This is a genomic window from Kribbella shirazensis, from assembly GCF_011761605.1.
GTDB classification, from domain to species: domain Bacteria; phylum Actinomycetota; class Actinomycetes; order Propionibacteriales; family Kribbellaceae; genus Kribbella; species Kribbella shirazensis.
The window spans coordinates 1,184,797-1,211,780 of sequence record NZ_JAASRO010000001.1 but is presented as its reverse complement, the minus strand read 5'-3'; the positions used below and the strand labels follow the sequence as shown (position 1 = coordinate 1,211,780).

At 68.1% G+C, this 26,984-nt stretch carries 29 protein-coding genes and 2 tRNA genes; 19 read left to right on the top strand and 12 right to left on the bottom strand.

The genetic code is table 11. The features are described 5' to 3' along the window. Positions 1 to 13: 13 nt before the first annotated feature. Together rpmH and BJY22_RS05870 are read right to left on the bottom strand one after the other, a co-directional pair. Positions 14 to 151, bottom strand: a complete 138-nt coding sequence (rpmH, locus tag BJY22_RS05875; protein WP_130386492.1) for a 50S ribosomal protein L34 — start codon at positions 149 to 151, stop codon at positions 14 to 16. 1,167 nt (positions 152 to 1,318) lie between these two features. Next, positions 1,319 to 2,167: a hypothetical protein gene (locus BJY22_RS05870; protein ID WP_167204169.1), complete on the bottom strand. Its 849-nt coding sequence runs from the start codon at positions 2,165 to 2,167 to the stop codon at positions 1,319 to 1,321. Between BJY22_RS05870 and dnaA the strand changes: the two genes are divergently transcribed. From dnaA to BJY22_RS05840, 6 genes are all read left to right on the top strand, one after another. Continuing rightward, positions 2,168 to 3,976, top strand: a complete 1,809-nt coding sequence (gene dnaA, locus BJY22_RS05865) for a chromosomal replication initiator protein DnaA (RefSeq protein ID WP_337758257.1) — start codon at positions 2,168 to 2,170, stop codon at positions 3,974 to 3,976. A 463-nt stretch (positions 3,977 to 4,439) separates the two neighbouring features. Then, positions 4,440 to 5,585 carry a DNA polymerase III subunit beta gene (gene dnaN, locus BJY22_RS05860; protein WP_167204167.1) on the top strand — a complete coding sequence of 382 codons (1,146 nt, stop codon included), beginning with the start codon at positions 4,440 to 4,442 and terminating at the stop codon, positions 5,583 to 5,585. Positions 5,586 to 5,611: 26 nt separating this feature from the next. Next, a complete protein-coding gene (gnd, locus tag BJY22_RS05855) occupies positions 5,612 to 6,535 on the top strand; it encodes a phosphogluconate dehydrogenase (NAD(+)-dependent, decarboxylating) (RefSeq protein ID WP_167204165.1) in 924 nt (307 codons plus the stop codon). 1 nt (position 6,536) lies between these two features. Beyond that, a complete protein-coding gene (gene recF, locus BJY22_RS05850) occupies positions 6,537 to 7,676 on the top strand; it encodes a DNA replication/repair protein RecF (RefSeq protein ID WP_167204163.1) in 1,140 nt (379 codons plus the stop codon). Further along, a complete protein-coding gene (locus BJY22_RS05845) occupies positions 7,669 to 8,232 on the top strand; it encodes a DciA family protein (RefSeq protein WP_167204161.1) in 564 nt (187 codons plus the stop codon). Before recF ends, BJY22_RS05845 begins: the two co-directional genes overlap by 8 nt. Positions 8,233 to 8,280: 48 nt before the next feature. Next, complete coding sequence (locus tag BJY22_RS05840) at positions 8,281 to 9,624, top strand: hypothetical protein (protein WP_167204159.1); 1,344 nt, start codon at positions 8,281 to 8,283, stop codon at positions 9,622 to 9,624. A gap of 17 nt (positions 9,625 to 9,641) precedes the next feature. On the opposite strand, the gene BJY22_RS05835 is transcribed toward BJY22_RS05840, so the two are convergent. The 3 genes from BJY22_RS05835 to BJY22_RS05825 are packed head-to-tail and all read right to left on the bottom strand — an operon-like array spanning position 9,642 to position 11,436. Beyond that, a complete protein-coding gene (locus tag BJY22_RS05835; RefSeq protein ID WP_167204157.1) occupies positions 9,642 to 10,199 on the bottom strand; it encodes a hypothetical protein in 558 nt (185 codons plus the stop codon). Then, on the bottom strand, positions 10,196 to 10,801 hold the full coding sequence (locus tag BJY22_RS05830) for a hypothetical protein (protein ID WP_167204154.1): 606 nt from the start codon (positions 10,799 to 10,801) through the stop codon (positions 10,196 to 10,198). The genes BJY22_RS05835 and BJY22_RS05830 overlap by 4 nt, the downstream gene beginning before the upstream one ends. Next, on the bottom strand, positions 10,798 to 11,436 hold the full coding sequence (locus BJY22_RS05825) for a hypothetical protein (RefSeq protein ID WP_167204153.1): 639 nt from the start codon (positions 11,434 to 11,436) through the stop codon (positions 10,798 to 10,800). The genes BJY22_RS05830 and BJY22_RS05825 overlap by 4 nt, the downstream gene beginning before the upstream one ends. Before the next feature lie 312 nt (positions 11,437 to 11,748). Between BJY22_RS05825 and gyrB the strand changes: the two genes are divergently transcribed. The 6 genes from gyrB to BJY22_RS05800 all read left to right on the top strand — a co-directional run bounded on the left by gyrB (position 11,749) and on the right by BJY22_RS05800 (position 17,861). After that, positions 11,749 to 13,842, top strand: a complete 2,094-nt coding sequence (gyrB, locus tag BJY22_RS05820; protein WP_167204151.1) for a DNA topoisomerase (ATP-hydrolyzing) subunit B — start codon at positions 11,749 to 11,751, stop codon at positions 13,840 to 13,842. Between the two features lie 45 nt (positions 13,843 to 13,887). Next, positions 13,888 to 16,551, top strand: coding sequence for a DNA gyrase subunit A (gene gyrA / locus BJY22_RS05815; protein WP_167204149.1), 2,664 nt, complete (start codon positions 13,888 to 13,890; stop codon positions 16,549 to 16,551). Then, positions 16,551 to 17,426 (top strand): DUF3566 domain-containing protein, encoded by an 876-nt coding sequence (locus BJY22_RS05810; protein ID WP_167204147.1) that lies wholly within the window; start codon positions 16,551 to 16,553, stop codon positions 17,424 to 17,426. The genes gyrA and BJY22_RS05810 overlap by 1 nt, the downstream gene beginning before the upstream one ends. A gap of 108 nt (positions 17,427 to 17,534) precedes the next feature. Beyond that, positions 17,535 to 17,611 (top strand) — tRNA-Ile (locus BJY22_RS05805). Positions 17,612 to 17,644: 33 nt separating this feature from the next. Beyond that, entirely contained in the window at positions 17,645 to 17,776 is a 132-nt protein-coding gene (locus BJY22_RS41440; protein ID WP_209696738.1) for a DLW-39 family protein, read from the top strand. Between the two features lie 9 nt (positions 17,777 to 17,785). After that, positions 17,786 to 17,861 (top strand) — tRNA-Ala (locus BJY22_RS05800). A gap of 80 nt (positions 17,862 to 17,941) precedes the next feature. Here the strand turns inward: BJY22_RS05800 and BJY22_RS05795 are convergent. Continuing rightward, on the bottom strand, positions 17,942 to 18,301 hold the full coding sequence (locus BJY22_RS05795; protein WP_167204145.1) for a YciI family protein: 360 nt from the start codon (positions 18,299 to 18,301) through the stop codon (positions 17,942 to 17,944). A gap of 214 nt (positions 18,302 to 18,515) precedes the next feature. Between BJY22_RS05795 and BJY22_RS05790 the strand changes: the two genes are divergently transcribed. Continuing rightward, a complete protein-coding gene (locus tag BJY22_RS05790) occupies positions 18,516 to 18,893 on the top strand; it encodes a YciI family protein (protein ID WP_167204143.1) in 378 nt (125 codons plus the stop codon). Positions 18,894 to 18,945: 52 nt separating this feature from the next. Here BJY22_RS05790 and BJY22_RS05785 read toward each other — a convergent pair whose 3' ends face one another. Together BJY22_RS05785 and BJY22_RS05780 are read right to left on the bottom strand one after the other, a co-directional pair. Then, complete coding sequence (locus BJY22_RS05785; protein WP_167204141.1) at positions 18,946 to 19,293, bottom strand: VOC family protein; 348 nt, start codon at positions 19,291 to 19,293, stop codon at positions 18,946 to 18,948. A gap of 56 nt (positions 19,294 to 19,349) precedes the next feature. Then, positions 19,350 to 19,997 carry an alpha/beta hydrolase gene (locus tag BJY22_RS05780; protein WP_167204139.1) on the bottom strand — a complete coding sequence of 216 codons (648 nt, stop codon included), beginning with the start codon at positions 19,995 to 19,997 and terminating at the stop codon, positions 19,350 to 19,352. 36 nt (positions 19,998 to 20,033) lie between these two features. Between BJY22_RS05780 and BJY22_RS05775 the strand changes: the two genes are divergently transcribed. Continuing rightward, positions 20,034 to 20,381 carry a MazG nucleotide pyrophosphohydrolase domain-containing protein gene (locus tag BJY22_RS05775; RefSeq protein ID WP_167204137.1) on the top strand — a complete coding sequence of 116 codons (348 nt, stop codon included), beginning with the start codon at positions 20,034 to 20,036 and terminating at the stop codon, positions 20,379 to 20,381. Between the two features lie 2 nt (positions 20,382 to 20,383). Here BJY22_RS05775 and BJY22_RS05770 read toward each other — a convergent pair whose 3' ends face one another. Both BJY22_RS05770 and BJY22_RS05765 read right to left on the bottom strand, forming a co-directional pair. Continuing rightward, a complete protein-coding gene (locus tag BJY22_RS05770) occupies positions 20,384 to 20,944 on the bottom strand; it encodes a DinB family protein (RefSeq protein WP_167204135.1) in 561 nt (186 codons plus the stop codon). A gap of 4 nt (positions 20,945 to 20,948) precedes the next feature. Further along, positions 20,949 to 21,425 carry an NUDIX hydrolase gene (locus BJY22_RS05765; protein WP_167204133.1) on the bottom strand — a complete coding sequence of 159 codons (477 nt, stop codon included), beginning with the start codon at positions 21,423 to 21,425 and terminating at the stop codon, positions 20,949 to 20,951. A gap of 109 nt (positions 21,426 to 21,534) precedes the next feature. Between BJY22_RS05765 and BJY22_RS05760 the strand changes: the two genes are divergently transcribed. The 4 genes from BJY22_RS05760 to BJY22_RS05745 all read left to right on the top strand — a co-directional run bounded on the left by BJY22_RS05760 (position 21,535) and on the right by BJY22_RS05745 (position 24,533). Then, positions 21,535 to 22,311, top strand: coding sequence for an LLM class flavin-dependent oxidoreductase (locus tag BJY22_RS05760; protein WP_167204131.1), 777 nt, complete (start codon positions 21,535 to 21,537; stop codon positions 22,309 to 22,311). Between the two features lie 96 nt (positions 22,312 to 22,407). Next, positions 22,408 to 23,019 (top strand): FMN-binding negative transcriptional regulator, encoded by a 612-nt coding sequence (locus BJY22_RS05755; protein WP_167204130.1) that lies wholly within the window; start codon positions 22,408 to 22,410, stop codon positions 23,017 to 23,019. Between the two features lie 40 nt (positions 23,020 to 23,059). Further along, on the top strand, positions 23,060 to 23,698 hold the full coding sequence (locus BJY22_RS05750; RefSeq protein WP_167204128.1) for an SDR family NAD(P)-dependent oxidoreductase: 639 nt from the start codon (positions 23,060 to 23,062) through the stop codon (positions 23,696 to 23,698). A 55-nt stretch (positions 23,699 to 23,753) separates the two neighbouring features. Then, positions 23,754 to 24,533: a putative hydro-lyase gene (locus tag BJY22_RS05745; protein ID WP_167204126.1), complete on the top strand. Its 780-nt coding sequence runs from the start codon at positions 23,754 to 23,756 to the stop codon at positions 24,531 to 24,533. A 9-nt stretch (positions 24,534 to 24,542) separates the two neighbouring features. Here BJY22_RS05745 and BJY22_RS05740 read toward each other — a convergent pair whose 3' ends face one another. Continuing rightward, positions 24,543 to 25,370, bottom strand: coding sequence for an endonuclease/exonuclease/phosphatase family protein (locus BJY22_RS05740; protein WP_167204124.1), 828 nt, complete (start codon positions 25,368 to 25,370; stop codon positions 24,543 to 24,545). A gap of 244 nt (positions 25,371 to 25,614) precedes the next feature. On the opposite strand from BJY22_RS05740, the gene BJY22_RS41435 reads away from it, so the two are divergent. Then, positions 25,615 to 26,259 (top strand): VanZ family protein, encoded by a 645-nt coding sequence (locus BJY22_RS41435; RefSeq protein ID WP_167204122.1) that lies wholly within the window; start codon positions 25,615 to 25,617, stop codon positions 26,257 to 26,259. Between the two features lie 90 nt (positions 26,260 to 26,349). Here BJY22_RS41435 and BJY22_RS05730 read toward each other — a convergent pair whose 3' ends face one another. Next, a complete protein-coding gene (locus BJY22_RS05730) occupies positions 26,350 to 26,961 on the bottom strand; it encodes a pentapeptide repeat-containing protein (RefSeq protein WP_167204120.1) in 612 nt (203 codons plus the stop codon). Between the last annotated feature and the right edge of the window lie 23 nt (positions 26,962 to 26,984).

Below are 26,984 nucleotides of genomic sequence, written 5' to 3'. Positions count from 1 at the left end.
AAGGAGAGGTCGCTCAGGCCGCGAGGCGCTGGCGACCCTTGCCACGGCGGGCGGCGATGATCGCGCGGCCCGCACGGGTGCGCATCCGAAGACGGAAGCCGTGCTTCTTGTGCCGACGACGGTTGTTCGGCTGGAACGTCCGCTTGCTCACTGGAATGACTCCGGTTACTCGAGATCACAGAATTTGTCGACAAATCCACTGATTGGATCTGCCCGTTGGTGCAGTCCTGCACACCGTCGGAGAACCAGAGGAGAGGTCCCGCAGGGAGCGCAGCACGAAACGGCCGGCTCAACACCGACCGATCCACGGTACGTGCCTGCTTGTGGACAGGTCAAACCAGGTATCCCCAGAGTTTTCCACAGGCTTGTGGACAGGGTAGTGGGCAACCGCAAAGCGCCGCCCTCGTCACTGTCCGGACCGACTGGCAACTCAGAGCGATCGCGAACCATGACTACGCTCCGGCGTCTACCCGACACGCCGGAGGTTGCCCCCAATTTGCTGTTCATAGCCTGTGGATGACGGCTTGAAGGTGGCCACACGGACTTGTTAGCGTCACTCCCTCACACCAGAGGTCCCACACCCCGCGATCGGTAACCAACCTGCTCCGGCGGTCGTTCACAACTGTGGACAACCGTGTGGACAGTGGCAGCACGGTGTCGGGTCGAACGGTCGCGCCGCCCCGGTCACCCGGAAGGCGCCGGCCACCGCAGCGATGGATTCGGGGAGCAACGCGTGGTCGAGGACCATTCCGCCAGTGCGGAATTCACACCGGTGGAATTCACGGCAGCCGAGTACCGGACGGAGCACCCGGCCGACGGCAGACAGGACCTGCGACCCGAGCCACCCACCGTCCGTCCAGAACCCGAAGCGAACTTCCGGACCGAGGTCCCACCCGCTCCGGAGCCGCAGCCCCGGACCGAGACGGTGTCTCGCGCCGAGTCCCGCTCCGATTCCCCAGCCGAGTCCCGCGCGGAGGCCGTTCCGGCTCCGCGGATGGATCCGGGTGACTATCTGAGCCCGTCGCTTCCGATCCCGATGCCTGAGCCGCCGGTGGCCGGGTACCGACCTGCGCCGCCGCCGGCCTATGGCTACCGCTCGGAGCTCGAGCGTGCAGCCACCGATCTCCCGGCCGGTCCACCCATGCCCACAGCGGGGACGTCGTACTTCGGTGCGGCCCCGGCTGTCGGCAACTACCGCTCTCCCGGTGCGGGCAACGCCTGGGGTACGGCGGAATGGGGTACTGGCAGCGCCGACGGAGCTGGCTCGGTACCGAACGAGGGCGAGGCACGTGTGAACGACGCAGCCATCAACCAGTGGTCACCGGACGACAGGTCCGCCCAGCAACCCGCAGCTTCGCAGGAGTCCTCGGAGCAGGTACCCGCAGAGCGGGTGCCGGCCGAGCAGGCGCCCGCCGAGCAGATGCCCGCCGAGCAGGCGCAGGTAGAGCGACCGAAGGCCGAGGTACCAGCTCCGGACCAGCTCCCGCTGCCAGACCAGCTCCCGCTGCCGGAGCAGCACCTGCCCGAAGAGCAGCCGCACGAGCAACAGGCCTCTCAGCAGCCCTCCCATCAGCAGGCGCAGCCGGCTACCCAGCCCGCGCCGCACCAGCAGGCCCACCAGGAGCCGCCGCACCAGCAGCCGGCGCCGCAGCAGCACCAGCAGCAGTCGGCACCGCAAGAGTCGGCCCCAGACCAACAGGCCCCGCAGGAAGCACCGCAACACCAGGTGCAGCAGCAGGTGCAGCAGCACGCGCCCGAACAGGCCGCGCCCCACCAGCACGCATCCGACCAGCACGCATCTCAGCAGCACAACGCACAGCAGCAGCCCGAGCACCAGCTGCCCGAGCACCAGCAGCCTGCACACCAGCAGGCCGAGCACCAGCAGGCCGAGCACCAGCAGCCTGTACACCAGTTGGCCGAGCACCAGCCCCCTCACCAGCAGGCCGCGCAAGAGCAGGCCGCGCAACAGCAAGTGCAGCAGCAGCCTGCACCGCAACAGGCCGCTCCCCAGCAGGCTGCTCATCAGCAGGCCGAGCACCAGCAGACTGCACACCAGCAGGCCGAGTACCAGACAGCTCACCAGCAGCAGGCCCACCAGCAGCAACAGGCTCCGCAGCAACCAGCCCAGCAGCAACCAGCCCAGCAGCAAGCAGCCCAGCAGCAGCACGTGCCTCAGCCTGGGCAGCAGCAGTCGGTTGCTCAGCACAACGTGCCGCAGCAGGTACAGCAGCCGCGGGTCACGGAGGTGGCTCCTGCGGTGACCGATCTCGGTGAGGGCTGGAGCCGCGTGCTGGCCGGTCTCCCGCCGAACCAGCGGGCCTGGCTCACCAACTCCCGCCCTGTCACGCTGCACGAGAGCACCGCGATCGTCGCGGTCCCCGACGACTTCACCCGTGGTCAGCTGGAGACCCGGCTCCGTCCCGACCTCGAGCGCATCCTGACGGAGAGCTTCGGCCGTGACATCCGGATCGCGGTCACCGTCGACCCGTCGCTCGACCCGGAACTCCGCGAGCAGCAGGCGGCACAACAACACCAGCAAGCCCAACAGCAAACCCAGCAACACCCCCCGCCGCAGCAACAGCACCAGCAACACCAGCAGCCGTACGCGCAGCAGCCGGTGCAGCAGCAACCGCAGCAGCCGGGGCAGCAACACCACCAGACGCAGCATCAGCAGCCGCAGCACCAGCAGCACCAGCACCAGCAGCACGTCCAGCAGCCGCCGCCCGTGCGCGAGCCCCTCCGCACTGAAGGGGCGTACCAGCCGACCATCCAGTCCGCGCTGACCGACCCCGACAACAGGCAGTTCAACCAGCCGCGCCAGGACCAGGCACCGCAGCACTACGAGCAGCAACAGCCGCAGTCCTCGTTCGGTCAGCCCCTCGGTTCGGTCGCCCCGCCGCCGAACGGTTCGTCCCAACCGGCCACGGAAGCGCAGGGTGAAGCTCGGCTCAACCCGAAGTACACCTTCGAGACCTTCGTCATCGGCAGCTCGAACCGGTTCGCGCACGCGGCCGCCGTCGCGGTCGCCGAGGCGCCGGGCAAGGCGTACAACCCGCAGCTGATCTACGGCGACTCCGGTCTGGGCAAGACCCACCTGCTGCACGCGATCGGGCACTACGTCCGCAGTCTCTACACCGGCGCGCGGGTGCGGTACGTCTCCAGCGAAGAGTTCACCAACGACTTCATCAACGCGATCCGCGACGACAAGGCGTCCCAGTTCCAGCGCCGGTACCGCGATGTCGACGTCCTGCTGATCGACGACATCCAGTTCCTGGAAGGCAAGATCCAGACCCAGGAAGAGTTCTTCCACACCTTCAACACGCTGCACAACGCGAACAAGCAGATCGTGATCAGCTCCGACCGCGCGCCGAAACGCCTGGAGGCGTTGGAGGACCGGCTGCGGAACCGGTTCGAGTGGGGCCTGATCACCGACATCCAGCCGCCCGACCTCGAGACCCGGATCGCGATCCTGCGGAAGAAGGCCGCGACCGAGCGGCTGACCGCGCCGCCGGAGGTGCTGGAGTTCATCGCATCGAAGGTGCAGACCAACATCCGGGAGCTCGAGGGCGCCCTGATCCGGGTCACCGCGTTCGCCAGCCTGAACCGGCAGCCGGTCGACCTGAGCCTCGCCGAGATCGTCCTGAAGGACCTCATCCCCGAGGGCAGCAAACCCGAGGTGACCGCCAGCATGATCATGGGCCAGACCGCGTCGTACTTCGGTCTGTCGATCGACGACCTCTGCGGGTCGAGCCGGAGCCGCGTGCTCGTGACGGCTCGTCAGATCGCCATGTACCTGTGCCGCGAGCTGACGGATCTCTCGCTGCCGAAGATCGGTCAGCAGTTCGGCGGCCGCGACCACACGACGGTGATGCACGCCGAGCGGAAGATCCGGCAGCTGATGTCCGAGCGGCGCAGCGTCTTCAATCAGGTCACCGAACTGACCAACCGGATCAAGCACCAAGCCAAGCAGCAATAACCACACAGGCTGGGGACACAGCTGTGGAAAACTGTGGGTATCGCCGTGGAAAGGTCCGTCTGGGGTGTGGACGCCCTGTGGGGACAGATTTCCTCGTCCACGGCCGTCCGCAGACGAAGCGAGCGCCGTCCACACGCCACCCACAGGGCAATTCGTGGTCTGACCTGCGAAGTCGCCGCTTTTCCACAGTATCCACCGGTGCGAAGAACACTATGGAATCTATAGAGGTCTCGAAGGCCACAAATCGATCGTGCGGCCCGATCTGGGGAAAACCCCGATCTCGCGCCGGCTTGCGGGACCTGTCAGGCTGGTCCCGGAACACCGCGAGCACGCGCTCGCAGCACGATCGCAACGACGCCGACGCGACCCGCCCGAAGCGCCACGTCAGGCCCGATGGGCGCACAGCACACTTGTCCGTGGCAGGATCTGCCTGGCACACAGCCGAAACAGGAGGCACCCAGCGGTGAAGTTTCGCGTCGAGCGCGACGTACTGGCCGAGTCGGTGGCCTGGGCCGCGCGCAGTTTGCCCAGTCGTCCCAGCGTCCCGATCCTTGCCGGCCTTCTGGTCGAGGCCGAGGACGGGCAGATCACCCTGTCCGGCTTCGACTACGAGACCTCGGTGCGGGTCACGGTGCCCGCGCAGGTGGCCGACGCGGGTAAATGCCTGATCTCCGGCCGGCTCGTTGCCGACATCTCCAAGAGTCTTCCGAACCAGCCGGTCGACTTCGCCGTGGACGGCGCCAAGGCACAGGTCACGTGCGGCAGTTCGCGGTTCACGCTCCAGACGCTTCCCACAGAGGAATATCCGGCTCTGCCCGAGCTGCCGGCCGCCAGCGGGACGGTCAAGGCCGACGTCTTCGCCCAGGCCGTCTCCCAGGTGGTGACCGCGGCCGGTCGCGAGGACACGCTGCCGGTGCTGACCGGTGTGCGGGTCGAGATCGAGGGCTCCACGATCTCCCTGCTGGCCACCGACCGCTACCGGCTGGCGATCCGTGAGCTGGAGTGGAACCCGCAGTCCCCCGACGCGTCCGCCGCCGCGCTGGTGCCGGCACGGGTGCTGTCCGAGACCGCGAAGGCGATGACCGGCTCCGACGTGATCGTCTCGCTGGCCGCTCCCGGGACCGGTGACGGCATCGTCGGCTTCGAGGGCGAGGTGTCCGGCGGCAACCGGCGCGCCACCACCCGGTTGCTGGACGGCGAGTTCCCGAAGGTCCGGGGCATCATCCCGACCGACGCGTCGATCGCCACCCGCGTGCGGATCGACACCGCGACGCTGGTCGAGGCGGTGAAGCGCGTCGCCCTGGTGGCGGAGCGCAACGCCCCGGTCCGGCTGACCTTCGAAGACGACAGCGTGACGCTCGACGCCGGCAGCGGTGACGAGGCGCAGGCGTCCGAGTCGCTCGAGGCCCGGGTCACCGGTGACCCGGTGACGGTCGGCTTCAACCCGACGTACCTGCTCGACGGCCTGAACGCGATCGGTACGCCGGTCGCGCACCTGGCCTTCACCCAAGCGACGAAGCCGGCCGAACTGACCGGTGTCACGGACTTCGACGGCGAACCGATCAGTGAGTTCCGGTACGTGCTCATGCCGGTCCGCCTGAACAGCTGAAAGCCAACAGAACAAGGGGATTCACGATGGAGCTCGGCCTTGTCGGTCTCGGCAAGATGGGCGGCAACATGCGCCAGCGGATCCGCAACGCCGGCCACACCGTTGTCGGGTTCGACCACAACCAGGACATCTCCGACGCCAAGGACCTCGCCGACATGGTCGGCAAGCTGACCGCGACTGGTCAGCCGAAGGTTGTCTGGATGATGGTCCCGGTGCAGGCCATCGACCCGGTCGTCACCGAGTTGGCCGAGCTGCTCTCCCCCGGCGACATCGTCATCGACGGCGGCAACAGCCGCTGGACCGACGACACCCGCCGCGCCGCCCAGCTCGCCGAGAAGGACATCCGCTTCGTCGACTGCGGTGTGTCCGGCGGCGTGTGGGGTCTGGAGAACGGCTACGCCCTGATGTGCGGCGGCGACAAGGAGACCGTCGACGTCGTGATGCCGATCTTCGAGGCGCTGAAGCCCGAGGGCGAGTTCGGCTTCGTGCACGCCGGCAAGGTCGGCGCCGGGCACTTCTCGAAGATGGTCCACAACGGCATCGAGTACGGCATCATGCAGGCGTACGCCGAGGGGTACGAGCTGCTCGAGACCGCGGACATCGTGGAGAACGTGCCGGAGGCCTTCGAGTCGTGGCGCGAGGGCACCGTGATCCGGTCCTGGCTGCTCGACCTGATGGTGAACGCGCTCAAAGAAGACACCCACCTGGACAAGATCCGCGGGTACGCCGAGGACTCCGGTGAGGGCCGGTGGACCGTCGAGGCCGCGATCGACAACGCCGTACCGGTGCCGGCCATCGCGGCCGCCCTGTTCGCGCGGTTCGCGTCCCGGCAGGAGGACTCGCCGGCGATGAAGGCGATCGCGGCGATGCGCAACCAGTTCGGCGGCCACGCGGTGAAGGGCGCCGAGTCGGCGGATCCCTCCTACGCCACACCTCCGACCAAGCACTGAGGTGTACGTCACCGCCCTTGGCCTGATCGACTTCCGCTCGTACCGGGAGGCGGAGGTCCGGCTCGCTCCGGGTGTGACGGCCTTCATCGGGCCGAACGGCCACGGCAAGACCAACCTGGTCGAGGCGATCCACTACACCGCGACGCTCGGTTCGCACCGGGTGGCGAACGACGCACCGCTGGTGCGGGCCGGCGCCACCCGGGCGATCGTGCGGACCGAGATCCGCAGCCAGTACGACCGCGACGTGGTCGTCGAGCTGGAAATCAATCCTGGGAAGGCAAATCGGGCCCGAATCAACCGGTCGCCGGTACCACGGCCACGGGAAGTGCTCGGTCTGCTGCGGACCGTGCTGTTCGCGCCGGAGGACCTGGCGCTGGTGAAGGGCGATCCGTCCGAACGCCGGCGGTTCCTGGACGAGCTGCTGACGCTGCGGGCGCCGCGGATGGCCGGCGTACGGCAGGACTACGACCGGGTGCTGAAGCAGCGGAACTCGTTGTTGCGGAGCGCTTCCCAGGCGCGCCGGCAGAACCGGTCGGGTGCGGCCGAAGGACAGCTGCGCACGCTGGAGGTCTGGGACTCGCATCTCGCGCGGACGGGCGCGGAGCTCCTGGCGACCCGCCTGGAGCTGCTGGAGTCGCTGCGTCCGCTGGTCTCCAGCGCGTACGACGCCGTTGCCCGGGGCAAGGGGGATGCGCGGCTGGAGTACAAGTCGTCGGTCTTGCTGGAGCCGGGCGTGGTGTCGCGGGAGCAGCTCGAGGAGGTGCTGCTCGCCGCGGTGCGGGACAAGCGCCAGGACGAGCTCGAGCGCGGGGTGTCGTTGGTGGGTCCGCACCGCGACGACGTCGTACTCGGGCTCGGGGACCTGCCCGCGAAGGGGTACGCGAGCCACGGCGAGTCCTGGTCGTTCGCGCTCGCGTTGCGACTGGCGTCGTACGAACTGCTCCGCGCGGACGGCGGCGAGCCGGTGCTGATCCTCGACGACGTGTTCGCCGAGCTGGATACGCAGCGCCGGGACCGGCTGGCCGAGCTGGTCGCGCCGGCGGAGCAGGTGCTGGTGACCGCGGCGGTCGGTGCTGACGTGCCTGCTGAGCTCAGCGGGGCACGGTTCGAGGTGGGTGAAGGGGTCGTTCAGCGTGCCTGAACCCCCGGATTCCTCTGAGAGCGACCCCGAGAGCGGCGCAGCGAGCGAGGTCGAGCACGACAAGCAGGGCCTGGAGCTGGCGAAGTCGCTGGCGGGACGGCTCAAGCAGCAGGCGGCGAAGGGCGGCTTCAAGCCGGTCAAGCGCCGCCGCCGGCCGCGCATCGACGGCGCCCAGATCAGCAGCGCCCGGCCCGACGACCGCGACCCGCAACGCCTGACCAACACGCTCGGCCGCCTGATGCGCGACCAGGGCTGGGAGGTCGACGTCGCCGTCCACGGCGTGATGGCCCGCTGGCCGTCCATCGTCGGCCCCGAGATGGCCGAACACTGCAAGCCGGAGTCGTACGACGACACGGTCCTGACCGTCCGTACGTCGTCCACCGCGTGGGCCACCCAACTCAAGCTGCTCGCCCCCGACCTGGTCCGCCGCCTGAACGCCGAACTCGGCGAAGGCACCGTCACCGTCGTCAACGTCCAGGGCCCCCACACCCCGAGCTGGCGCAAGGGCCCCCGCACCATCCGCGGCGGCCGCGGCCCCCGCGACACCTACGGATAACCGCCTGGATTGCTGGGAGGACCCGGCCCTCCCCTAGGATCGGGCGCGATGCGTGCGCTAGTTGACGGCTTTCGCGAGATGGTCCACCTGATCGGGGATACGTTCCGGCTCTGGTGGAAGAACCTGCTGCCCATGACCACCTGGTGGCTGGCGGGCTTCGTGGGTTTCACGGTGTGCTCGCAGGGCGCGATCTGGCTGGCCCGGCACAGCCACTCGAGTCTTGGCACCGGCCTGTTCGCGGTCGGCGTACTGCTGCAGATCACCGCGACCGTCGGGATGATCCGGACCTGCGCGATGTCGCTGTATCGCTGGCGGGACGCGGCGAGCGACGATGCAGAGGAGACTGCTGACCCGACGCAACGCGGGATGTTGGAGCTGCTGGCCGTCACGCTGCTGCCGTTGGTCGCGGTCTGGTCGGCCTGGGGGTTCTTCGACCAGCAGGTCAGCCAGTTGAGCGCGACGTTCCTCGTGCAGAACGGACTTCAGCCGGGCTCCGGATTCTTCAAGGTCGGAATCCACAGTTGGCACAACTACCTACCTGCGCTCATCATCCTGCTGGTGCTGCGCCGGGTCTTCCAGGCAGTCGACGACCGCTGGCCCAGCCGGCCGGTGAAATTCGCTCAGGTCTGGGCAGAGTCCTTCTTCGTGCTGCTCACCGTGGTGATCACGCCGTTCGCGATCCGCGAGGGCAAGGAATGGTTCAAGGACCGGAGCTTCTGGTACTGGTCACTGGACTGGTGGGACGGCTTCAAGGACTTCTTCGAGAAGATCAACATCCCGATCCCGGCCGGTATCGAGTTTCTCTGGGGCTTCTTCTGGGAGTCGCTCTGGCCGCTGTTCAAGCTGGGCGTCGCCGAGCCGCTGACCTGGCTCGCGATCACCACGGTGGTCTTCGGTCACCGCGTGCTCTCCGGCGGTGGAGTTTTCCGCGGTACGCGCCTCGAGCGTCGCCTCGGTGGGCAGACCGTGCAGGAGGCACCGCAGCGTGGCCGACTGGCGGGGTTGACCTACAAAGCGCCGGATCTGGTGCTGGGCGGCCTGCGGGAGAAGTTCTATCCGGCGCTCAACGCGTTCCGCCTGCTGGTCCGGGTCGGACCGGTGTTCCTCGGCGTGGTCTGCCTGGTGTACACCTTCTGGTTCCTGGGCAACGACTGGGCCTTCGTCGTCATCCAGCGGCTGCTCGGTGTCCACGGGCAGTACTGGGGTCTGATGAACCACGAGATCGCGAGCCTGATCGGACGGCTGATCTTCGAGCCGCTGCGGATCGCGCTGCTGGCGGCCGCGTTCGACTTGTGTATCTCGGTCAGTAGCGAGCGTCGCGCCGAGGCTGCCGCAACCGAGGACGCCAAGGCACAGCAGGCTTCCGAGCAGCCGGCTCCCGTGACCGTCTGAACGAGTCCGTCCCCCGATCAGGGGGTGAGCAGCACCCGTCGGTGGATGTAGAAGTCCTCGACGGTGACGCCGGTGAGGTTCGGGACTGTGCTCTTCGGCACGATGTAGACCTGGGCGACCTTGCCCGGCTCGTCCATGGTGCGTGGGTGGTCGCTGTCGCCGCAGTACGTCGGCAGCGGGTAGCCGCTCACCATCTGGTCATCCCAGATGTTGCCCTTGCTGTCGACCAGCTTCGCCTCGCAGCTGAACCCGCGCTCCTTGAGGAGCAGACCCTTCCGCGGGGTGACCGTGAACTCGGCCACGACGATGACGGATCCGGCCGGCGCATCCACCGTGATCTCCTTGCCGTCCTCGTCGACCAGCGCGGTGTGGACCTTCAACGAGTCGAGCTTCCACTCGATGCTCTGGAGCGTCACGGGGCCCCGGCTGACGACCTCGTCGATCCGGTCCTCCTCGTAGAGCCGCTCCTCGTCGCTCAGGTACGGCTGGAGCATGACGAACATCCCGACGGCCAGCAGGGCCACCATCACCGAGACCTGAACGATCAGCCGGCTCACCCGGCTCCCGCGCTTCACGACGCCACCCGGGTGACGGCGCGATCGGCGACGTACTGCGGATCGGCGCCGTCGACCATCTGCTGGGCGATCTCCTCGGTCGGGATCCCCAGGTCGACCTGGACCTCGGTGTTGTACACGTTGAACAGCATGCTCGGGCGGAGTCTCAGCGTCAGACCCTTCAGATCGGCCGGGTTGACCTCGAACACGACCGTCCCGGTGCGGGCGAAGCCGGCGTCCGGGAAATCGAGCCTGCTGTTGCTCAGGCCGTTGAGCTCCTGGTAGGCGCTGCCGCCGTCCGTGATCAGGGTCGGGTAGAAGGTGTCGGGCTTCTTCGCACCGCGGACCGTGTCCCACTCGACCGCGACGTACACACCGTTGGTATCGAGTGGCTTCTCGTCGTCGCTCTCAGTTCTGTCGAGCACCGCCTGGGCGAACGTAACTCGGGTCACCTTGACCGTCGAGCCGCTGCCGGCGTACGAGAGCGCCTCGCCGATCGTGCCGTGCACGACCTTGAGGTTCTGCTCGTCGTAGACGTTCTCGGGCGCGGCCAACCTGGTCAGCCCGCCTAGGAGGACGAAGAGCAGGCCGATCAGCACGGTCGAGGGGCGGTACAGCTTCATTTGCTCTTCCCGTCGTCGACAACCACCGTCGGCTTGAGCCGGACCACCGCTGCCGGGTCCTCGTTGTGCCAGTACGGGTCTTCGTTCGCACCGAGGGTGCCGAAGTCGCCCTCGTAGTGTTCCTGGAAGACACCGATCTCGACCACATCGGCAGCGAAGTCAGGTTCGACCTCGAACTTGGTGCTGCAACTCTCCGGTGGCAATCCGTAGACGAGCTGCCAGCTCGTCTTGTCGCCGTGACAGGTGCTGCCGTTGGACTTGATCAGGTCCTGACCGCCGCCGGGAACGAGCCTGAGGAGCTCGTTGCCCACAGACTCACTTTTCCGTTCCTCTTCGTCGATGTTCTTCACGTCGAAGTACACCTTCAGCTCGGTCTCGGCCTTGCTGTAGTCCGTCTTCGGCTTCCGGACGATCTCCGCCTTGGTGAAGCTGTACTCGAACCGGCCGGCCGTGACCGTCGTCGGGGCGTCGACAGTCGGGACCGTGCGTCCCTTCTTCTCCTTCCAGCCACCGGTGGCGAGGATGACCAGGGCCGCCACTACGACGAGGGCGATCAGGATCAGCCAGATGCGCCGATGCCGGTGAATCACCCGGTCGGCGATCATCGCGTCGATGACCTCGTCGAGACTTTCCACGGCTGTGATCCTAAGGGGCGGCGGGTCCGCGCCGGGCACCCGTCGCCCGCGGCGCTCCGAAGGGCGGACCGGTCTGGACCGGTGACCGCCGGAGCAGTCAGCGGCGAAACAGCCGGAGGCCACTGAATGCCCGTGAGCGCTTTTCGGCCCCCCACCCGCGAGAGGGGACATGGTGAGGAGGGCGAAAAGACGCCCTGTCCACAATTTCGGGCGGATGGTGGCCGGTTCTGCTTCGGTCGACGGGTAGAATGAACGGTGTAGAGCGAGCCGCGCCTCTGCCATCACCGTGGAGGGCGGCTCTACTGTGCCGCGATGCCTCGCGAACGCGGGGTCCGAGGAGGACAACCACCGGTGACCGACGAGCCGATCGAGATCGACGCCAACCAGTCCGCCGACCCCATCGGCCCCAGCGATACCGCCGAACCCGATCTCGTCGAGGTCCCCTCGACGCTCGTGGAGCGGGAGTACGACGCGAGCGCGATCCAGGTCCTGGAGGGGCTGGACGCGGTCCGGAAGCGCCCCGGTATGTACATCGGGTCGACCGGTGAGCGCGGTCTGCACCACCTCGTCACCGAGGTGGTCGACAACGCGGTGGACGAGGCGATGGCCGGGTACTGCGACCGGATCGTCGTGACCATGCTCGCCGACGGCGGCATCCGGGTCGAGGACAACGGCCGGGGCATCCCGGTCGGCATCGTCGAGTCCGAGGGCAAGCCGGCCGTCACCGTCGTACTGACCGTCCTGCACGCCGGCGGCAAGTTCGGCGGCGGCGGGTACAAGGTGTCCGGCGGTCTGCACGGCGTCGGCGTCTCGGTGGTGAACGCGCTGTCCAGCCGGCTCCGGGTCGACGTCAAGCAGAACGGCAAGGAGTACACGCAGTCGTTCACGATCGGCGTCCCGGACGAGGACCTGGCCGAGGTCGGCCCGGCCGAGGGCCACGGCACCACGATCACCTTCTGGGCGAGCCCGGACGTCTTCGAGACCACGACGTACTCGTACGAGACGCTGGCCACCCGCTTCCGCGAGTACGCGTTCCTGAACAAGGGGCTCGAGCTCGTCATCCGCGACGAGCGCCCGGACCACCTCGACGAGGACGGCAAGCCGCTCGAGCAGTCGTTCAAGTACGACGACGGCCTGGTCGACTACGTGAAGTACCTGACCGGCATCCGCGAGACCGTGCACCGCGACGTCATCTCGTTCGAGGCCGCGGCGAACGGCGAGGGCAGCATGAGCCTCGAGGTCGCGCTGCAGTGGAGCGGCTCGTTCCAGGAGTCCGTGCACACCTTCGCGAACGCGATCAACACCCACGAGGGCGGCACCCACGAGGAAGGCTTCCGGGCCGCGCTGACCTCACTGGTCAACTCGTTCGGCGAGGACCAGGGGATGATCAAGAAGAAGGAGGACCGGCTCACCGGTGACGACATCCGGGAGGGCCTGACCGCGATCATCTCGGTCAAGCTCGGCGAGCCGCAGTTCGAGGGCCAGACCAAGACCAAGCTCGGCAACACCGAGGTCAAGGGTTTCGTCCAGCGGGTGGTGAACGACAGGCTCGGCGCCTGGTTCGAGCAGAACCCGGCCGAGGGCCGCGAGATCGTCCGCAAGGCGAGCGCCGCGGCGAGCGCCCGGATCGCGGCCCGCAAGGCCCGCGACCTGGCCCGCAACCGCAAGGGCCTGCTCGGTGGCGGCGGCCTGCCCGGCAAGCTGGCCGACTGCCAGTCGACCAACCCGGAGGAGTGCGAGGTCTACATCGTCGAGGGTGACTCGGCGGGCGGCTCCGCGAAGGGCGGCCGGGACCCGAAGTTCCAGGCCATCCTGCCGATCCGGGGCAAGATCCTGAACGTCGAGAAGGCCCGGATCGACAAGGTCCTGCAGAACAACGAGGTCCAGGCGATCATCTCCGCGCTCGGTACCGGCATCCACGAGGACTTCGACGAGGACAAGCTCCGGTACCACAAGATCGTGATCATGGCCGACGCCGACGTCGACGGCCAGCACATCCGGACCCTGCTGCTGACCCTGCTGTTCCGCTTCATGCGGCCGCTGATCGAGCGTGGGCACGTGTACGCCGCCCAGCCGCCGCTGTACAAGATCCGCTGGAGCAACCAGCCGCACGAGCTGGCCTACACCGACCGCGAGCGCGACGGGCTGCTCGAGGCCGGCGCCGAGGCCGGCAAGAAGCTCCCCAAGGAGAACCCGATCCAGCGCTACAAGGGTCTGGGCGAGATGAACGCGAACGAGCTGTGGGACACCACGATGGACCCTGCCAACCGGGTCCTGCTGCAGATCACCCTCGACGACGCGATCCGCGCCGACGAGACGTTCCAGACGCTGATGGGCGACGACATCGAGGCGCGGCGCAGTTTCATCCAGCGCAACGCCAAGGACGTCCGCTTCCTCGACATCTGATCTCGCCACACACCGACGTACTGATTTGAACGGGACGACTTTTTCATGACCGAGACCCCCACCTCGCCGGGCCACGACCGGATCGAGCCGCTCGACCTGCAGACCGAGATGCAGCAGTCGTACCTCGACTACGCGATGGCGGTCATCGTCGGCCGCGCGCTGCCCGAGGTCCGCGACGGCCTGAAGCCGGTGCACCGCCGGATCCTCTACGCGATGTACGACGGCGGCTACCGGCCGGACCGTGGTTTCAACAAGTGCTCCCGCGTCGTCGGTGACGTCATGGGTCAGTACCACCCGCACGGTGACTCGGCGATCTACGACACCCTGGTCCGGCTCGCGCAGCCGTGGGTGATGCGGGCGCCGCTGATCCAGGGCCAGGGCAACTTCGGTTCGCCCGGTAACGACCCGGCGGCCGCGATGCGGTACACCGAGTGCCGGATGGCGCCGCTGGCGATGGAGATGGTCCGCGACATCGACCAGGAGACGGTCGACTTCCGGCCGAACTACGACGGCAAGTCGCAGGAGCCGGTGATCCTGCCGGCCCGCTTCCCGAACCTGCTCGTGAACGGCTCGTCCGGTATCGCGGTCGGCATGGCGACGAACATCCCGCCGCACAACCTGCGCGAGGTCGCCGGCGCGGTGAACTGGGCGCTGGAGAACCCGGAGGCGACCCGGGAGGAGCTGCTGGACGCCTGCCTGCAGCACATCAAGGGTCCGGACTTCCCGAACGGCGCGCTGATCGTCGGGTACAAGGGCATCGACGACGCCTACCGCACCGGTCGCGGCTCGGTCACGATGCGCGCGGTGGTCGACATCGAGGAAGACGCCAAGGGCCGGACCAGCCTGGTGATCACCGAGCTGCCCTACATGGTCAACCCGGACAACCTGGCGCTGAAGATCGCCGAGCTGGTGAACACCGGCAAGATGAGCGGCATCGCCGACATCCGCGACGACAGCTCGTCCCGGACCGGTCAGCGGCTCGTCATCGTGCTGAAGCGGGACGCCCAGCCGCGCGTCGTCCTGAACAACCTCTACAAGCACACCCCGCTGCAGGACACCTTCGGGTGCAACATGCTGGCGCTCGTCGACGGCGTACCGCGCACGCTGTCGGTGGACCTGTTCATCAGCCACTGGATCGACCACCAGATCGAGGTCATCCAGCGGCGGACCCGCTTCCGCCTGCGTGAGGCGGAGAAGAACGCGCACATCTACCGCGGGTACGTGAAGGCGCTGGACGCCCTCGACGAGGTGATCGCGCTGATCCGGCGCAGCCCCGACGTGGACGACGCGCGGACCGGGTTGATGCAGCTGCTCGACATCGACGAGATCCAGGCGCAGGCGATCCTGGACATGCAGCTGCGCCGGCTGGCAGCTCTGGAGCGGCAGAAGATCATCGAGCGGTTGCAGGAGCTCGAGACGATCATCGCCGACCTCGAGGACATCCTGGCGAACCCGGTGCGGCAGCGCGGGATCGTCAAGGACGAGCTCGCCGAGATCGTCGACAAGTACGGCGACGAGCGCCGTACCGAGATCATCGCGGCCGACGGCGACCTGTCGGTGCAGGACCTGGTGCCGGACGAGGACGTGGTCGTCACGATCACCCGCGGCGGGTACGCGAAGCGGACCAAGACCGACCTGTACCGGACGCAGAACCGGGGCGGCAAGGGCGTCCGGGGCGCGCAGTTGCGGGCCGAGGACGAGATCAGCCACTTCTTCGCCACCACGAACCACCACTGGATGCTGTTCTTCACCACCAAGGGCCGGGTGTACCGGGCCAAGGTGTGGCAGCTGCCCGAGTCCGCCCGGGACGCGAAGGGCTCGCACGTGGCCGGCCTGCTCTCGTTCCAGCCGGACGAGGAGATCGCGCAGGTCCTGACGCTGCGGGACTACGACCAGGCCGACTACCTGGTGCTCGCGACCAAGCGGGGCCTGGTCAAGAAGACGGCGCTGCGGGACTACGACTCGGCCCGGCAGAGCGGCATCATCGCGGTCAACTTCCGCGAGGAGGACGACGAGCTGATCGGCGCCGATCTGGCCACCGCCGAGGACGACCTGCTGCTGGTGTCCCGCAAGGGCCAGTCGATCCGCTTCACCGCGAACGACGAGCAGTTGCGTCCGATGGGCCGGGCCACCTCGGGTGTCACCGGGATGAAGTTCCGCTCCGGCGACGAGTTGCTGTCGATGTCGGTGATCCGGGCCGGTGCGGACGAGGACACGCAGTTCGTGTTCACCGTGACCGACGCCGGGTATGCCAAGCGGTCGCGCGTGTCGGAGTACCGCCAGCAGGGTCGCGGCGGTCTCGGCATCAAGGCGGTCAAGCTGAACGACGAGCGCGGCTCGCTGGTCGGCGCGATCATCGTCGTCGACGAGGACCAGGTACTGGCGATCAAGGCCAGCGGCCAGGTCGTCCGCAGCCGGGTCGACAGCGTCCCGGTGAAGGGCCGCGACACGATGGGCGTGCGGTTCGCCGGCGTCGGCGAGTCCGACGCGGTGGTCGCGATCGCGCGGAACACCGATCTGACCGTTCTGGCTGCCGAGGATGAATCGGAGGCGTCCGAGGCGGGTACTGTCGCAGAAGGTGCTCAGAATGTGGACGGATCGACAACCGAATCCACCTCTGAGAGCGTCCAGAATGATGACCAGCGTTCGACGGACGTCGACGGCGCGGCTACCGTCGAAGACGACGAAGCCGGCCAGGAGGGTGACTGATGACCAACCGCGCGAGGCCGACCTGGCCTGAGGGTGCGGCCGACAGCTCCAACTCCCAGCGCACTTCGCCGGGTGGGACGCCGTCCGCTGCCCCGGGCAACCCGGCCTCCAACGGTCGTTCCAACGGCGTCCCCGGCGCCAACGGCCAGCAAAGGACAGGTACGCCGAACGGCCAGCGGCCGTCCGCCGAGTACCGTCCGCCGGCGAGACCGGGTACGCCGGGTGCCGGCCCCACTCCGGCGCGTCAGCCCTCCCCGAGTACGCCGGGCCGCCCGGAGCCGTGGTCCTCGCCCGGCGCCCCGTCCCCGTCCGCTCCGGTCGGGGCGACGTACGGCGAGCCGCAGGCGAAGACCGAGTCGTTGGGTGACCGGATGAGCGCGGCGCGTCAGGCCGTGATGGACAAGGCTGCCGCAGTGAAGACGGCCAAGCCGGAGAAGGCCGAGCGGGTCTCGGCGAAGCCGGAGCGGCACGCCGAGAAGGAGACGAAGGCATCGGGCCGGCCGCAGACGCGGAAGGCGCGGCTGCGGATGTCCCGCATCGACCCGTGGTCGGTGATGAAGACGGCGTTCCTGCTGGCGATCGCGTTCGGCATCGTCACCTGGGTCGCGGTCTTCATCGTCTGGTCGGCGATCGGCGCGGCCGGCGTGTTCGAGAACATCAACTCGACCGTCCGCGAGGTGCTGGGTACGCCGACCGGCGAGCCGTTCCGGGTGGAGAACTACATCAACACCGGCAAGGTGATGGGTTTCACGACCCTGCTCGCCTGCGCCGACGTGCTGATCATCACCGCGCTCGCGACCCTCGGATCCTTCCTCTACAACATCGCCGCCGCGCTGCTCGGCGGCCTCGAAGTCACGCTGGCATCGGAGGACTGACGCGGCATTTCACGCTCCGGCCGGGCCTGCCGCGGGCCTGGCCGGAACCGGTTTGGGAGTAGGGCACTTGGTGCGGTAATCTCTCCCGGGTTCGACACCGCGGTACGCGGGCCTATAGCTCAGACGGTTAGAGCGCTGCCCTGATAAGGCAGAGGTCACTGGTTCAAGTCCAGTTAGGCCCACCACCACTCAGGTGAAGTCCGATCCGAGGAGTCCCGGTGCTGAGAAAGTTCCTGCTGGTGCTGCTGGCCGGCGTCGGTGGATACTTCGTCTACAAGAAGACCCAGCAGTCCCGCGCCGAGAAGGACCTCTGGGCCGAGGTCGCCGACCCGGTGACCCCGGGCCACTGACCACCCCACGGGGGCGTAGCTCAACTGGCAGAGCACTGCCTTTGCAAGGCAGGGGTTAGGGGTTCAAGTCCCCTCGTCTCCACCACCGCGTTTCTGCAGGTCAGAGCGCGACTCTCGGCTGGCGCCACCGTGCTCACCGGCTCGGCGTCCTCCGCGGTTGGCGGGTTACTCGGGTTGGTGGCGGGGTTTGAAGCGGCGTACTTCGTGGGGCCAGCCGCAGGCCTCGGCGACCTTGGCTGCCCACATCTTCGCGGTCTCGTCGTCGGGGACGCTGACCAGGGCGAAACCGCCCAGGAACTCCTTGCTCTCGACGTACGGACCGTCGGTGACCAGTACCTCGCCGCTGGTGGGGTCGGCGTTGTAGATCGGGCCGTCCTCCTCCTCGAGTCCGCCGGCGAAGACGTACACGCCGGCCGCCTTCATCTCCTCCGTGACCGCCCTCGCGCGCGGCCCGCGGCCGTGGAACCACTCCTCGGGGTGGTCGCCTACCCACTGCTGGTTGAAGTAGATGAGGTACTCGGGCATGCCTGCTCCTTCAGTTCGAGCGGATCCGTTGTCCGCCTCCACCTACGCTACGAACGCCGCCCGCCGGATCCGACAACCCTCCGCAAGGTCCGCTCGCCGAAGTCCGCCGCAGCCGTGGTGAAATTTCTGGGGAAGGTGTCGGATCTGGGTGGTGGCGTTCGTGGTGGTGGTGTGGGCGGCCTGTTTGGGGTGCCTTGCTTGAGAGGAGATGGCAGTGGCGGAGTATCTGATCACGTTCAACGACGAGTGGGTGCCTGAGCACACCGGCGAGCAGTTGCGCGACAAGAGCGTCGCCGGGCGGGCGGTGATCGCGGAGATGGAGGCTGCCGGGGTCTTCGTCTTCAGCAACGGGGGGATCGACGGCTCCACCGCGATCTGCAGTGTCGAGGCGAAGGACGGTGAGCCGATCTTCAGTGACGGGCCGTATGTGGAGAGCAAGGAACACCTCGGCGGCTTCGCGGTCGTCGACGTACCGGACGACGAGGCCGCGCGCTACTGGGCCGGCCGCCTCGCGGTCGCGCTCGACTGGCCGCAGGAGGTCCACCGCTTCCCCGGCTCCGAGCGCCACAACCACCCGACCGAGACGAAGTAGAACCCGCGCAGGTGGGCGACCTCTGTACGTCGGACCTCGCCCGCCCCGCGCTTCAGCTGTTGCGTACGAACCCGAGCTCGTTGCCGTCCGGATCGGCGATCGTGAACTTCCGGGTCCCGTACGGCGTGTCGAACAGCGGCTCGACCACCACGGCGACGTCCTTGACCTTCTCCCACAGGGCGTCCGGATCGTCAACGGTGAAGTTGAACCGCCCGCCGCGGCCTTCAGCCTCCATGACCGCGAACGTCGCACCGGAACGCGTCACGAAATGCGCGTAGTTCGGCGCGCCAGGCGGCCAGTACGCCTCCACCTCGAACCCGAGAACCGTCGTGTACCACTCGACGGCAGCATCCAGGTCGGCGACGTTCGCCCGCACATGCTCGAGTGGCGTCCCACCCATCCCCGCAGCCTGTCACAGGCCTCCGACAGCTCTGCAGCAGAGCCGTGGCGCGCGTGTCAGCGGGTGAAGGCCCAGGTGGCCATCAGGGCGAACTCGGTCTGCCAGAAGGGGTCGCCGTGGTTGCCGGGGCGTTCGATGAGGACGACTTCTGCGTTGGCGTTGGTCAGGGCGTCGGCCCAGCGGGTGGCGTTCTCGAGGAACCAGGGTTCTTCGGTCCCGGCGACGAGGTACGTCCGCGGGAGTGGGCTGGGCAGGACCTCCGGCGGGCGGTAGCCGCCGCCGGGTGAGGCGGCGAAGACCGAGCCGTAGATGTCGGGGTGCCGCACGCCCATCGCCAGTGCGAGCTCCGCGCTCGCGGAGACGCCGCAGACCGCGGTCCGTTCGGCCGGCAGCGCGACGCCGAAGCGGGACCGGACCCAGTCGCGGACGTCCTCGACGAAGAACTTCTCGTGGGCGGCGAACCGTTCCGCGTTGAACGACGGCGAGTACTCCTCGATGCGCGCCATCTCGTCCGGATCGTCCGTCCGGTACACACCGACGAGCATCGTGGGCGGTACGTCGGCCTGCTCGAGGTCCTCGCCCCACTGCGAGATCAGCTGCCCGTCCCCCGCGAACACGACTGCTTCCGCCTGCGCCGCCGGAACATACACCGCGACCTGCCGCCCACCGTCGTACTCGAAGGTTTCCGTGACGAGTTCGCTCATGGACGTCGAGTGTTGCACGGCTGCAGACTTACGGGCGTGACTGACCAGGATGCCTTCGACTTCCACGCGTATCAGGAGGCCGCGGCACGGACCGGGGCGCCGATCGCCACCGACCATCCGATCGTGTACCCGACCCTCGGCCTGGTGAACGAGGCGGGAGAGGTCGCCGGCAAGGTGAAGAAGATCTTCCGCGACCGGCAGGGCGTGATCACCGACGCGGACCGCGAGGCGCTGACCCTCGAGCTGGGCGACGTGCTCTGGTACCTCTCCGAGTTGTCCACAAGGCTCGGGATCCGCCTCGAAGATGTTGCCGAGCGCAACATCAGCAAGCTGGCGGACCGGGCGTCCCGCGGTGTCCTCGGAGGCGATGGCGACCAGCGGTGAGGTCACAGCCGGAAGTGGTCGGCGGCCTCCTGCACCTGGGCCTTCCTCGCGTTCCAGAAGTCCGTGTCCGCCGAGACGGTCGCTGACTCGCTGCCGATCTGCCCGTCGAGTTGTTCGCGCAGGATGTCAGCGTGGCCGGCGTGCTGCGAGGTTTCCGCAACCATCCTGATCAGCAGAACGCCCAGTGTGGTCTCGCGGCCCCAGTGCGCGACATACCCCGGGCTGTCCAGTTCGAGCTCGTCGACGGTCCGGTCCGCATGGGCGCAGGCCTGCCGGTAGACGCCGACGATGTACTCACGCGACTCGTCCGGCGTCGCCCACAGGTCGATCTCGGTGTACGGATCGTCCCGGAACCACGACGGCCGCTCGACCGCCGGCCGCCCGAACGCGTCGCCGAGGTACCCGTACTCCAGTCCAGCCAGATGCTTGACCAACCCGAGCAGATTCGTCCCGGTCGGCGTCAGTGGCCGCCGTACGTCGTACTCCCCCAGACCGTCCACCTTCGCGAGCATCACCGCGCGACCGGCCTGGAGAACCCGCAACAGCTCGGCCTTCGGATCCATGACCTCAGTATCTGATCAGCGGACCCACCTCGACGGGTGGGACGTGCCCGGTCGGCGGCAGGGTCTGGGCCAGGGCGACGCCGATGTCGACGAGCGCCGCGCGGTCCAGGGTCGGGACGTCCGCGATCGGGGTCCACACGGATTCGGCGGTCTCGCCGTTCGGTTCTGGGCGGGTGGTGCCGGCGGTGATCCGGACGGCGTAGAAGATGCCGATGTTCTGGTGGTCGTCGTCACCCGGGATCCGGCGTTCGGCGGCAGGGACGACGCGCGAGTCGACGCCGAGCAGACGTTCCACCACGGACTCGTACCCGGTCTCCTCGGCCACCTCACGGGTCACAGTGTCGAACGGGTCCTCGCCCAACTCGACCCCTCCACCCGGCAGGGTCCACCAGCTCCCGTCGCCGTACGGCGAGACGTACCGCGCCAGCAGCACCCGCCCGCCGTCAACACACACCGCGTACGCGGCCACCCGTCGACTCATCCCCGGACCCTAACCCAGGCGGAGCGCAGCGCACACGGGATATTCAGTTGCCTCAGGCAATCAGGTCCCACCAGGAATAGCAGCGGGGCGGTCCGTGGTTGGCTCGGATATGACAGTTGAGATCGGGGTCATTCTGCCGACGTCCACGCCGGATCCCGCGCGACCGATCCTGGGCGACGTGCGGGACAGTGCGCGGTACGCCGAAGACGTCGGGCTGGACTCGGTGTGGTCGACGGATCACCTGATCGCCAGTGCGCCGATGCTGGACAGTACCGTCGTCCTGGCGACGGCGGCCGCGGTGACCGAGCGGATGACGATCGGCTACAACGTGATGCTGCTGGCGTTGCGGCCGGTGGCGTGGGCGGCGAAGCAGATCAGCACGTTGCAGTTGGTGTCGGGCAACCGGCTCGTGCTCGGGGTCGGCACCGGGAATCCCGCGCACGGCGATGCCGGCTGGCGAGCGGCCGGTGTGGAGTTCACGGAGCGCGGACGACTGACCGATGACGCGCTCGCCGTACTGCCTGATCTCATCGTCGGCAAGACGAGCCTCGACATCCAGCTGTCACCCGGTTCCAAGGTGCCCCCGATCTTCGTGGCCGGCGGTGGCGCCCGCGCGCAGAAGCGCGCAGCGAAGTACGCCGACGGCTGGGCGACGATCGCGTTGTCGCCGGACGAGGTCCGCACCAACCTGGAGCAGATCAACGAACTTGCCGACGGCAAGCAGCTGAAGGCGACCGTCATCGCGCCCCAGCTCGACGGCGACCCCGTCGAGCAACTCGCGGCCTACGAGGCCGCCGGCGTCGAGCGGATCATCCTTCCGCCCACCGGCGACTGGCGCCACGACTACGACCAGGCCGCCGACCTGCGAACCCGCCACCACGGCTGAACGCAGTGGGCTGGTGAAAGGCCGGCGGATTGGACCTGTCGAACGGCGGGTCGACCTAGGGAGACTGGGACGGTACGCGAGTCGAGGATGTGAGTGATGTACGTTCCCGCGCACTTCGCCGGTGATGACGAGGCGGTGCAGGAGTTGCTGTCCAACCACGGAGCCGCGGATCTGGTGACGATGACACCGGACGGGCTGACGGCGACGATGCTGCCGTTCATTCACGACCCCGAGCGCAACGTGCTGCTCGGCCACCTGGCGCGGAACAACGAGCACTGGCGCCGCACGGTGATCGGCGATGCGTTGGTGATCATGCGCGGGCCCGACGCCTACGTCTCGCCGACCTGGTACGCGTCGAAGCGGGACCACGGTCGCGTCGTCCCGACCTGGAACTACATCACCGCTCACGTCCACGGAACGATGACCGTGTACGACGATCCCGCCTGGGTCGAGGACGTCGTACGGCGACTGTCGGATCAGCACGAGGCCGGGCGGGCGGAGCCGTGGTCGGTGGACGACGCGCCGGCGAAGTACGTCAGCGGCCAACTGCGGGCGATCGTCGGCGTGGAGATCGCGATCAAACGGATCGAGGCCAAGTTCAAACTCAGCCAGAACCGGTCGCCCGCCGACGTCGACGGCGTGATCGACGGCCTCCGCGCGGACGGCGAGAACCGCTCCGCCGCTGCGGTGGAGGAGCACCGCAAATGATTTGACCTTGACCTTGGGGTCAAGGTTTATCCTCCCGCCTATGTCTGGAGCAATCGTAGTAGGAGTGGGGCCCGGCATCGGGCTGGCGGTGGCGCGGCGGTTCGTCCGGGAGGGCATGAGCGCCGGGCTGATCGCGCGGTCGGATGCGACCGTGAAGGCCGCGGCCGCCGAGTTGGGGAACGCCGACGTACTGTCGGTCACCGCTGACGTGACCGACGAGCCCGGGCTGCGTGCCGCGCTGGATCGGGTGGTCGAGGCGTACGGCGTACCTGAGGTGGTCGTCTACAACGCGGCGCTGATCCAGCCGGACCGGATCGGCGACCTCTCCGCCCAGCAGCATCTCGACGCGCTGGCGGTGAACGTGGTCGGCGCGATCACCACCGCCGCTCACCTCGCGCCCGCGATGGCCGAGCGTGGCAGCGGATCTTTCCTCATCACCGGCGGCATGCCCGCATCGAAGCCCGAGTACGCCAGCCTGTCCCTGGGCAAGGCCGGCGTCCGCACGGTCGTCTCCCTGCTCGACCAGCAGTACGGCGCCGCGGGCCTGCACGCAGCGAGCGTCACCGTCAGCGGCGGCGTCGCGCCCGGCAGCGTCTGGGACCCGGACGAGATCGCCAACCACTACTGGCGCCTGCACACCCAGACGCCGGCCGAGTGGATGCACGAAGTGATCATCTGACCTCTTGTCGTATTGTTCAACAATCTCTATCGTGAGATCACTGAGAGGGGATCTCATGACGACTGCGACGCTCACTCCGGCCCAGGCACGGTCCCTGTTCCGCGACGACTACAGCGAGCCCACCACCGGGTGGGCCGGCGGCTACACGCAGACCAACCTGATCGCGGTCCCCGCGGACTGGGCGTACGACGTGTTGCTGTTCTGCACGCGCAATGCGCAGGCGTGCCCGGTCCTCGATGTGAGCGATCCGGGTGATCCGACGACGCGGCTCGCGCGGGGCGCGGACCTGCGGACCGACATCCCGCGGTACCGGATCTGGCGGGACGGCGAACTGGTGGCCGAGAGGGCGGACGCGACCGAGGCGTGGCGGGACGACCTGGTCGCGTTCTCGCTCGGCTGCAGTTTCACGTTCGAGACCGCGCTGGCGGCCGCGGGGATCCCGCTGCGGCACGTCGACCAGGGGCGGAACGTCGCGATGTACGTGACGAACCGCGAGTGCGAGCCCGCCGGGCGCCTGCACGGTCCGCTGGTCGTGTCGATGCGGCAGATCCCGGCCGCGCGGGTCGACGACGCCGTGCGGATCACCCGGGCGATGCCGGCCGTGCACGGCGCGCCGGTCCACATCGGGGATCCGGCCGAGTTGGGGATCGCCGACCTTGCACGCCCGGACTTCGGTGATCCGGTGAAGGCGGCCGACGGCGACGTACCGGTGTTCTGGGCGTGTGGCGTGACACCGCAGGCCGCGCTGATGGCGTGCCGTCCGCCGTACGCGATCACGCACACGCCCGGCTACATGTTCATCACCGACCGCCGCGACAGCGACTACCGGCTCTAGAGCAGACACTCAGCCTGTGCGGTTGCGCCAGCGGAAATCGCAGACGACGGCACGGTGGTCGGACGGATAGACGCCGTCGACGGCGTCACCCGCGATCACGGCCGACTCGACGCCGACCAGCTGATCCTCGTGACCCGGGCGGTAGAAGACGTGGTCGATGCGCTGATCGACCAGCTCCGGACCGGCCTCGAGCGGAGCGGACGGATGCGTCGACGGCAGCGTCACCGCTTCGGGCGCACCGTGGCCCGACGTCCAGGCGTCGATCAGTACCTCGCGCAGTGGACGCAGTACGGCGCTGTCCGCCGCCGCGTTCAGATCGCCCATCACGAGGGACGGACAGTGCCCGTCGGTGGCTGGATCGGTACCGAGATCGGCGAGCTGGGCCGCCTGGGCGAGCCGGTCGTCGCTGAACGTCGTCGCATGCTCCAGGCACGCGACCACAACCGGCAGCGGACCGGCCGGATGAGCGACCCGGGCGCGCAGGGCGACCGGATCCCAGGACCGATGGCGTGCGGGTATCGGGATCACCTCGTGCTCGAAGATCGGCCACCGGCTCAGCAGCGCGATCCCGAGCTCCACTCCGTCGTGATCGGGCTCCAGCACGGGATCCGGGGTCCGCGGGTACGACGGTGACGCGAAGACCGCGTGGAACCCGAGAGCGTCGGCGAACTGGTCCGCCTGAGTGGTGCCGTCCGTACCCCACACCTCCTGCAGCGCGATCACGTCCGGAGTGAACCGCTCGATCGTCGCGAGGATCCCGGGTTGCCGTTCCCGCCAGCGTGGCCCGAATCGCCACCAGATGTTCCAGGTCATCGCACGAAGCTGCGGATCAGCCACGACGTCTCCTTCCGGCTCGGCTGCGAACCCCTGGTACCCATCCCCGTCTGGCACACGATCGTTGCCCTGAGCACCTTCCTTCCGTGTCAGTTTGTGCACGGAGTGTCACGGACTGTCACGGACGGTTTACGGGTGCGTGCAGATGTCCGGACAGCCCTGGCGGCAGCGGGAGCGCGCGGCTGATCGTCGTGTCAGGAAGTCGAGAAGAGTTCGAGTCAGGTCGACCACGGGAGGGTCCGGACACGTGCTCGAGACTTATCGCGGGATCCCGCACCTGTTGGACACCTGGTTCGTGCTCACCGGCATGGCCCTGCCTGTCGCTCTTTCCTCGTTCCGCCGTCCTGGCGACCTGGTACCCCGGATGGCGGCCTTCTGTATCCCGGCCGCGTTCGCGCTGGTGATCGCGGCGACGCTCAGCCCGACGACGCACCGGCTCGGCCAGATCGGCCAATGCGGGACGCACCTCACCACCACCGGTGGGCTGACCTCGCTCCAGGGGCTGCTCAACGTCTTGCTGTTCGTGCCGGCCGCGGGCATGCTCACGCTGGCGAGCGGCCGCCCGGTCGAGGGCGTTGCCGCCGGGATCGGGATGTCGGCCGCTGTCGAGGCGGTGCAGGCGTTGCTGCCACAGCTCGGTCGCTCGTGCCAGTTGCACGACCTGATCGCGAACTCGGTGGGTGCCTTCTGCGGCGTCGCCGTCGCAGTGGGGGTGCAGTTCCTGACCCGGAGCTTGGTCCTCTCGCCGCCTGTCAGGCCGGCTGTGGTCGAGCATGCGGCGCTGCTCGTCGTACGGCGGCCCAGGCAGCCGGCTCGGCATCGCCGTGAAATCCTCGTCGCGCCGGGGCAGCCGCGGAGATATCACAGAACGAATACACAGTTATCCGGATAGTTATCCACAGGCTGTGGATAGAACCGTGGATGACCGCGTGACTACCTGGGGATATCCACAGCCCACCCCACCCAGCCCGGTCAGATCAGGTCACGGACGGACGTCGAGACCGAGCGCAGCCGCGACGACCATCGCCTGGGTGACGTCGATCCGGGTGTCCTTGAGCGCCACCGTCACCGGGTCGAGGGTCGACAGGTCCGATCCGCGCAGGTCGGCGCCGGTGAAATCGGCCTTCTGCAGGAACGCGCCGGACAGATCGAGGTCGCGGAGCACCGCCTTCGGAGCGCGGACTCCGGTCAGATCGGCCTCGCGCAGCTTCACCCCGGTGAACTCGGTGCCCTTCAGGTCCGCGCCCGGCAACCCGGTGAACGACCAGTCGCCGCCGGATACCTTCATCAGGCTGTAGGTGCAGTCGTCGAAGAAGCTGCCGACGAACTTGCACCGCGTGAACGTGGTGTCGAACAGCGAGCACCGGACGAACGTGCAGTTCACGAACGCCGCGTCGGTGTGGGTCGACGCGTTGAACCGGACCCCGCGGAACGTGCACTCCTCGAACACGCCGCCGCGGTTCTCCACCTCGGTCAGGTCGGAGTCGATGAACAGCACCCGCCGGTAGGTCTGCCCGGACGGATCCGCGTCGTCCCAGTCCCGGATCGTCGACTCGGTCGGCGCCGCCGGACGCCCGTCCACCCGATCAGCCATGACACTCCTCCGCCCAGTTGAGT

What these genes read in the sequence shown, in the direction of transcription:
- gnd (WP_167204165.1), top strand. Translation starts at nt 5,612, where the DNA reads ATGGAGCTCGGCCTTGTCGGTCTCGGCAAGATGGGCGGCAACATGCGC.
- BJY22_RS05840 (WP_167204159.1), top strand. Translation starts at nt 8,281, where the DNA reads ATGCGTGCGCTAGTTGACGGCTTTCGCGAGATGGTCCACCTGATCGGG.
- BJY22_RS05830 (WP_167204154.1), bottom strand. Translation starts at nt 10,801, where the DNA reads ATGAAGCTGTACCGCCCCTCGACCGTGCTGATCGGCCTGCTCTTCGTC.
- gyrB (WP_167204151.1), top strand. Translation starts at nt 11,749, where the DNA reads ATGCCTCGCGAACGCGGGGTCCGAGGAGGACAACCACCGGTGACCGAC.
- gyrA (WP_167204149.1), top strand. Translation starts at nt 13,888, where the DNA reads ATGACCGAGACCCCCACCTCGCCGGGCCACGACCGGATCGAGCCGCTC.
- BJY22_RS05810 (WP_167204147.1), top strand. Translation starts at nt 16,551, where the DNA reads ATGACCAACCGCGCGAGGCCGACCTGGCCTGAGGGTGCGGCCGACAGC.
- BJY22_RS05795 (WP_167204145.1), bottom strand. Translation starts at nt 18,301, where the DNA reads ATGCCCGAGTACCTCATCTACTTCAACCAGCAGTGGGTAGGCGACCAC.
- BJY22_RS05785 (WP_167204141.1), bottom strand. Translation starts at nt 19,293, where the DNA reads ATGGGTGGGACGCCACTCGAGCATGTGCGGGCGAACGTCGCCGACCTG.
- BJY22_RS05780 (WP_167204139.1), bottom strand. Translation starts at nt 19,997, where the DNA reads ATGAGCGAACTCGTCACGGAAACCTTCGAGTACGACGGTGGGCGGCAG.
- BJY22_RS05770 (WP_167204135.1), bottom strand. Translation starts at nt 20,944, where the DNA reads ATGGATCCGAAGGCCGAGCTGTTGCGGGTTCTCCAGGCCGGTCGCGCG.
- BJY22_RS05765 (WP_167204133.1), bottom strand. Translation starts at nt 21,425, where the DNA reads ATGAGTCGACGGGTGGCCGCGTACGCGGTGTGTGTTGACGGCGGGCGG.
- BJY22_RS05760 (WP_167204131.1), top strand. Translation starts at nt 21,535, where the DNA reads ATGACAGTTGAGATCGGGGTCATTCTGCCGACGTCCACGCCGGATCCC.
- BJY22_RS05755 (WP_167204130.1), top strand. Translation starts at nt 22,408, where the DNA reads ATGTACGTTCCCGCGCACTTCGCCGGTGATGACGAGGCGGTGCAGGAG.
- BJY22_RS05750 (WP_167204128.1), top strand. Translation starts at nt 23,060, where the DNA reads ATGTCTGGAGCAATCGTAGTAGGAGTGGGGCCCGGCATCGGGCTGGCG.
- BJY22_RS05745 (WP_167204126.1), top strand. Translation starts at nt 23,754, where the DNA reads ATGACGACTGCGACGCTCACTCCGGCCCAGGCACGGTCCCTGTTCCGC.
- BJY22_RS05730 (WP_167204120.1), bottom strand. Translation starts at nt 26,961, where the DNA reads ATGGCTGATCGGGTGGACGGGCGTCCGGCGGCGCCGACCGAGTCGACG.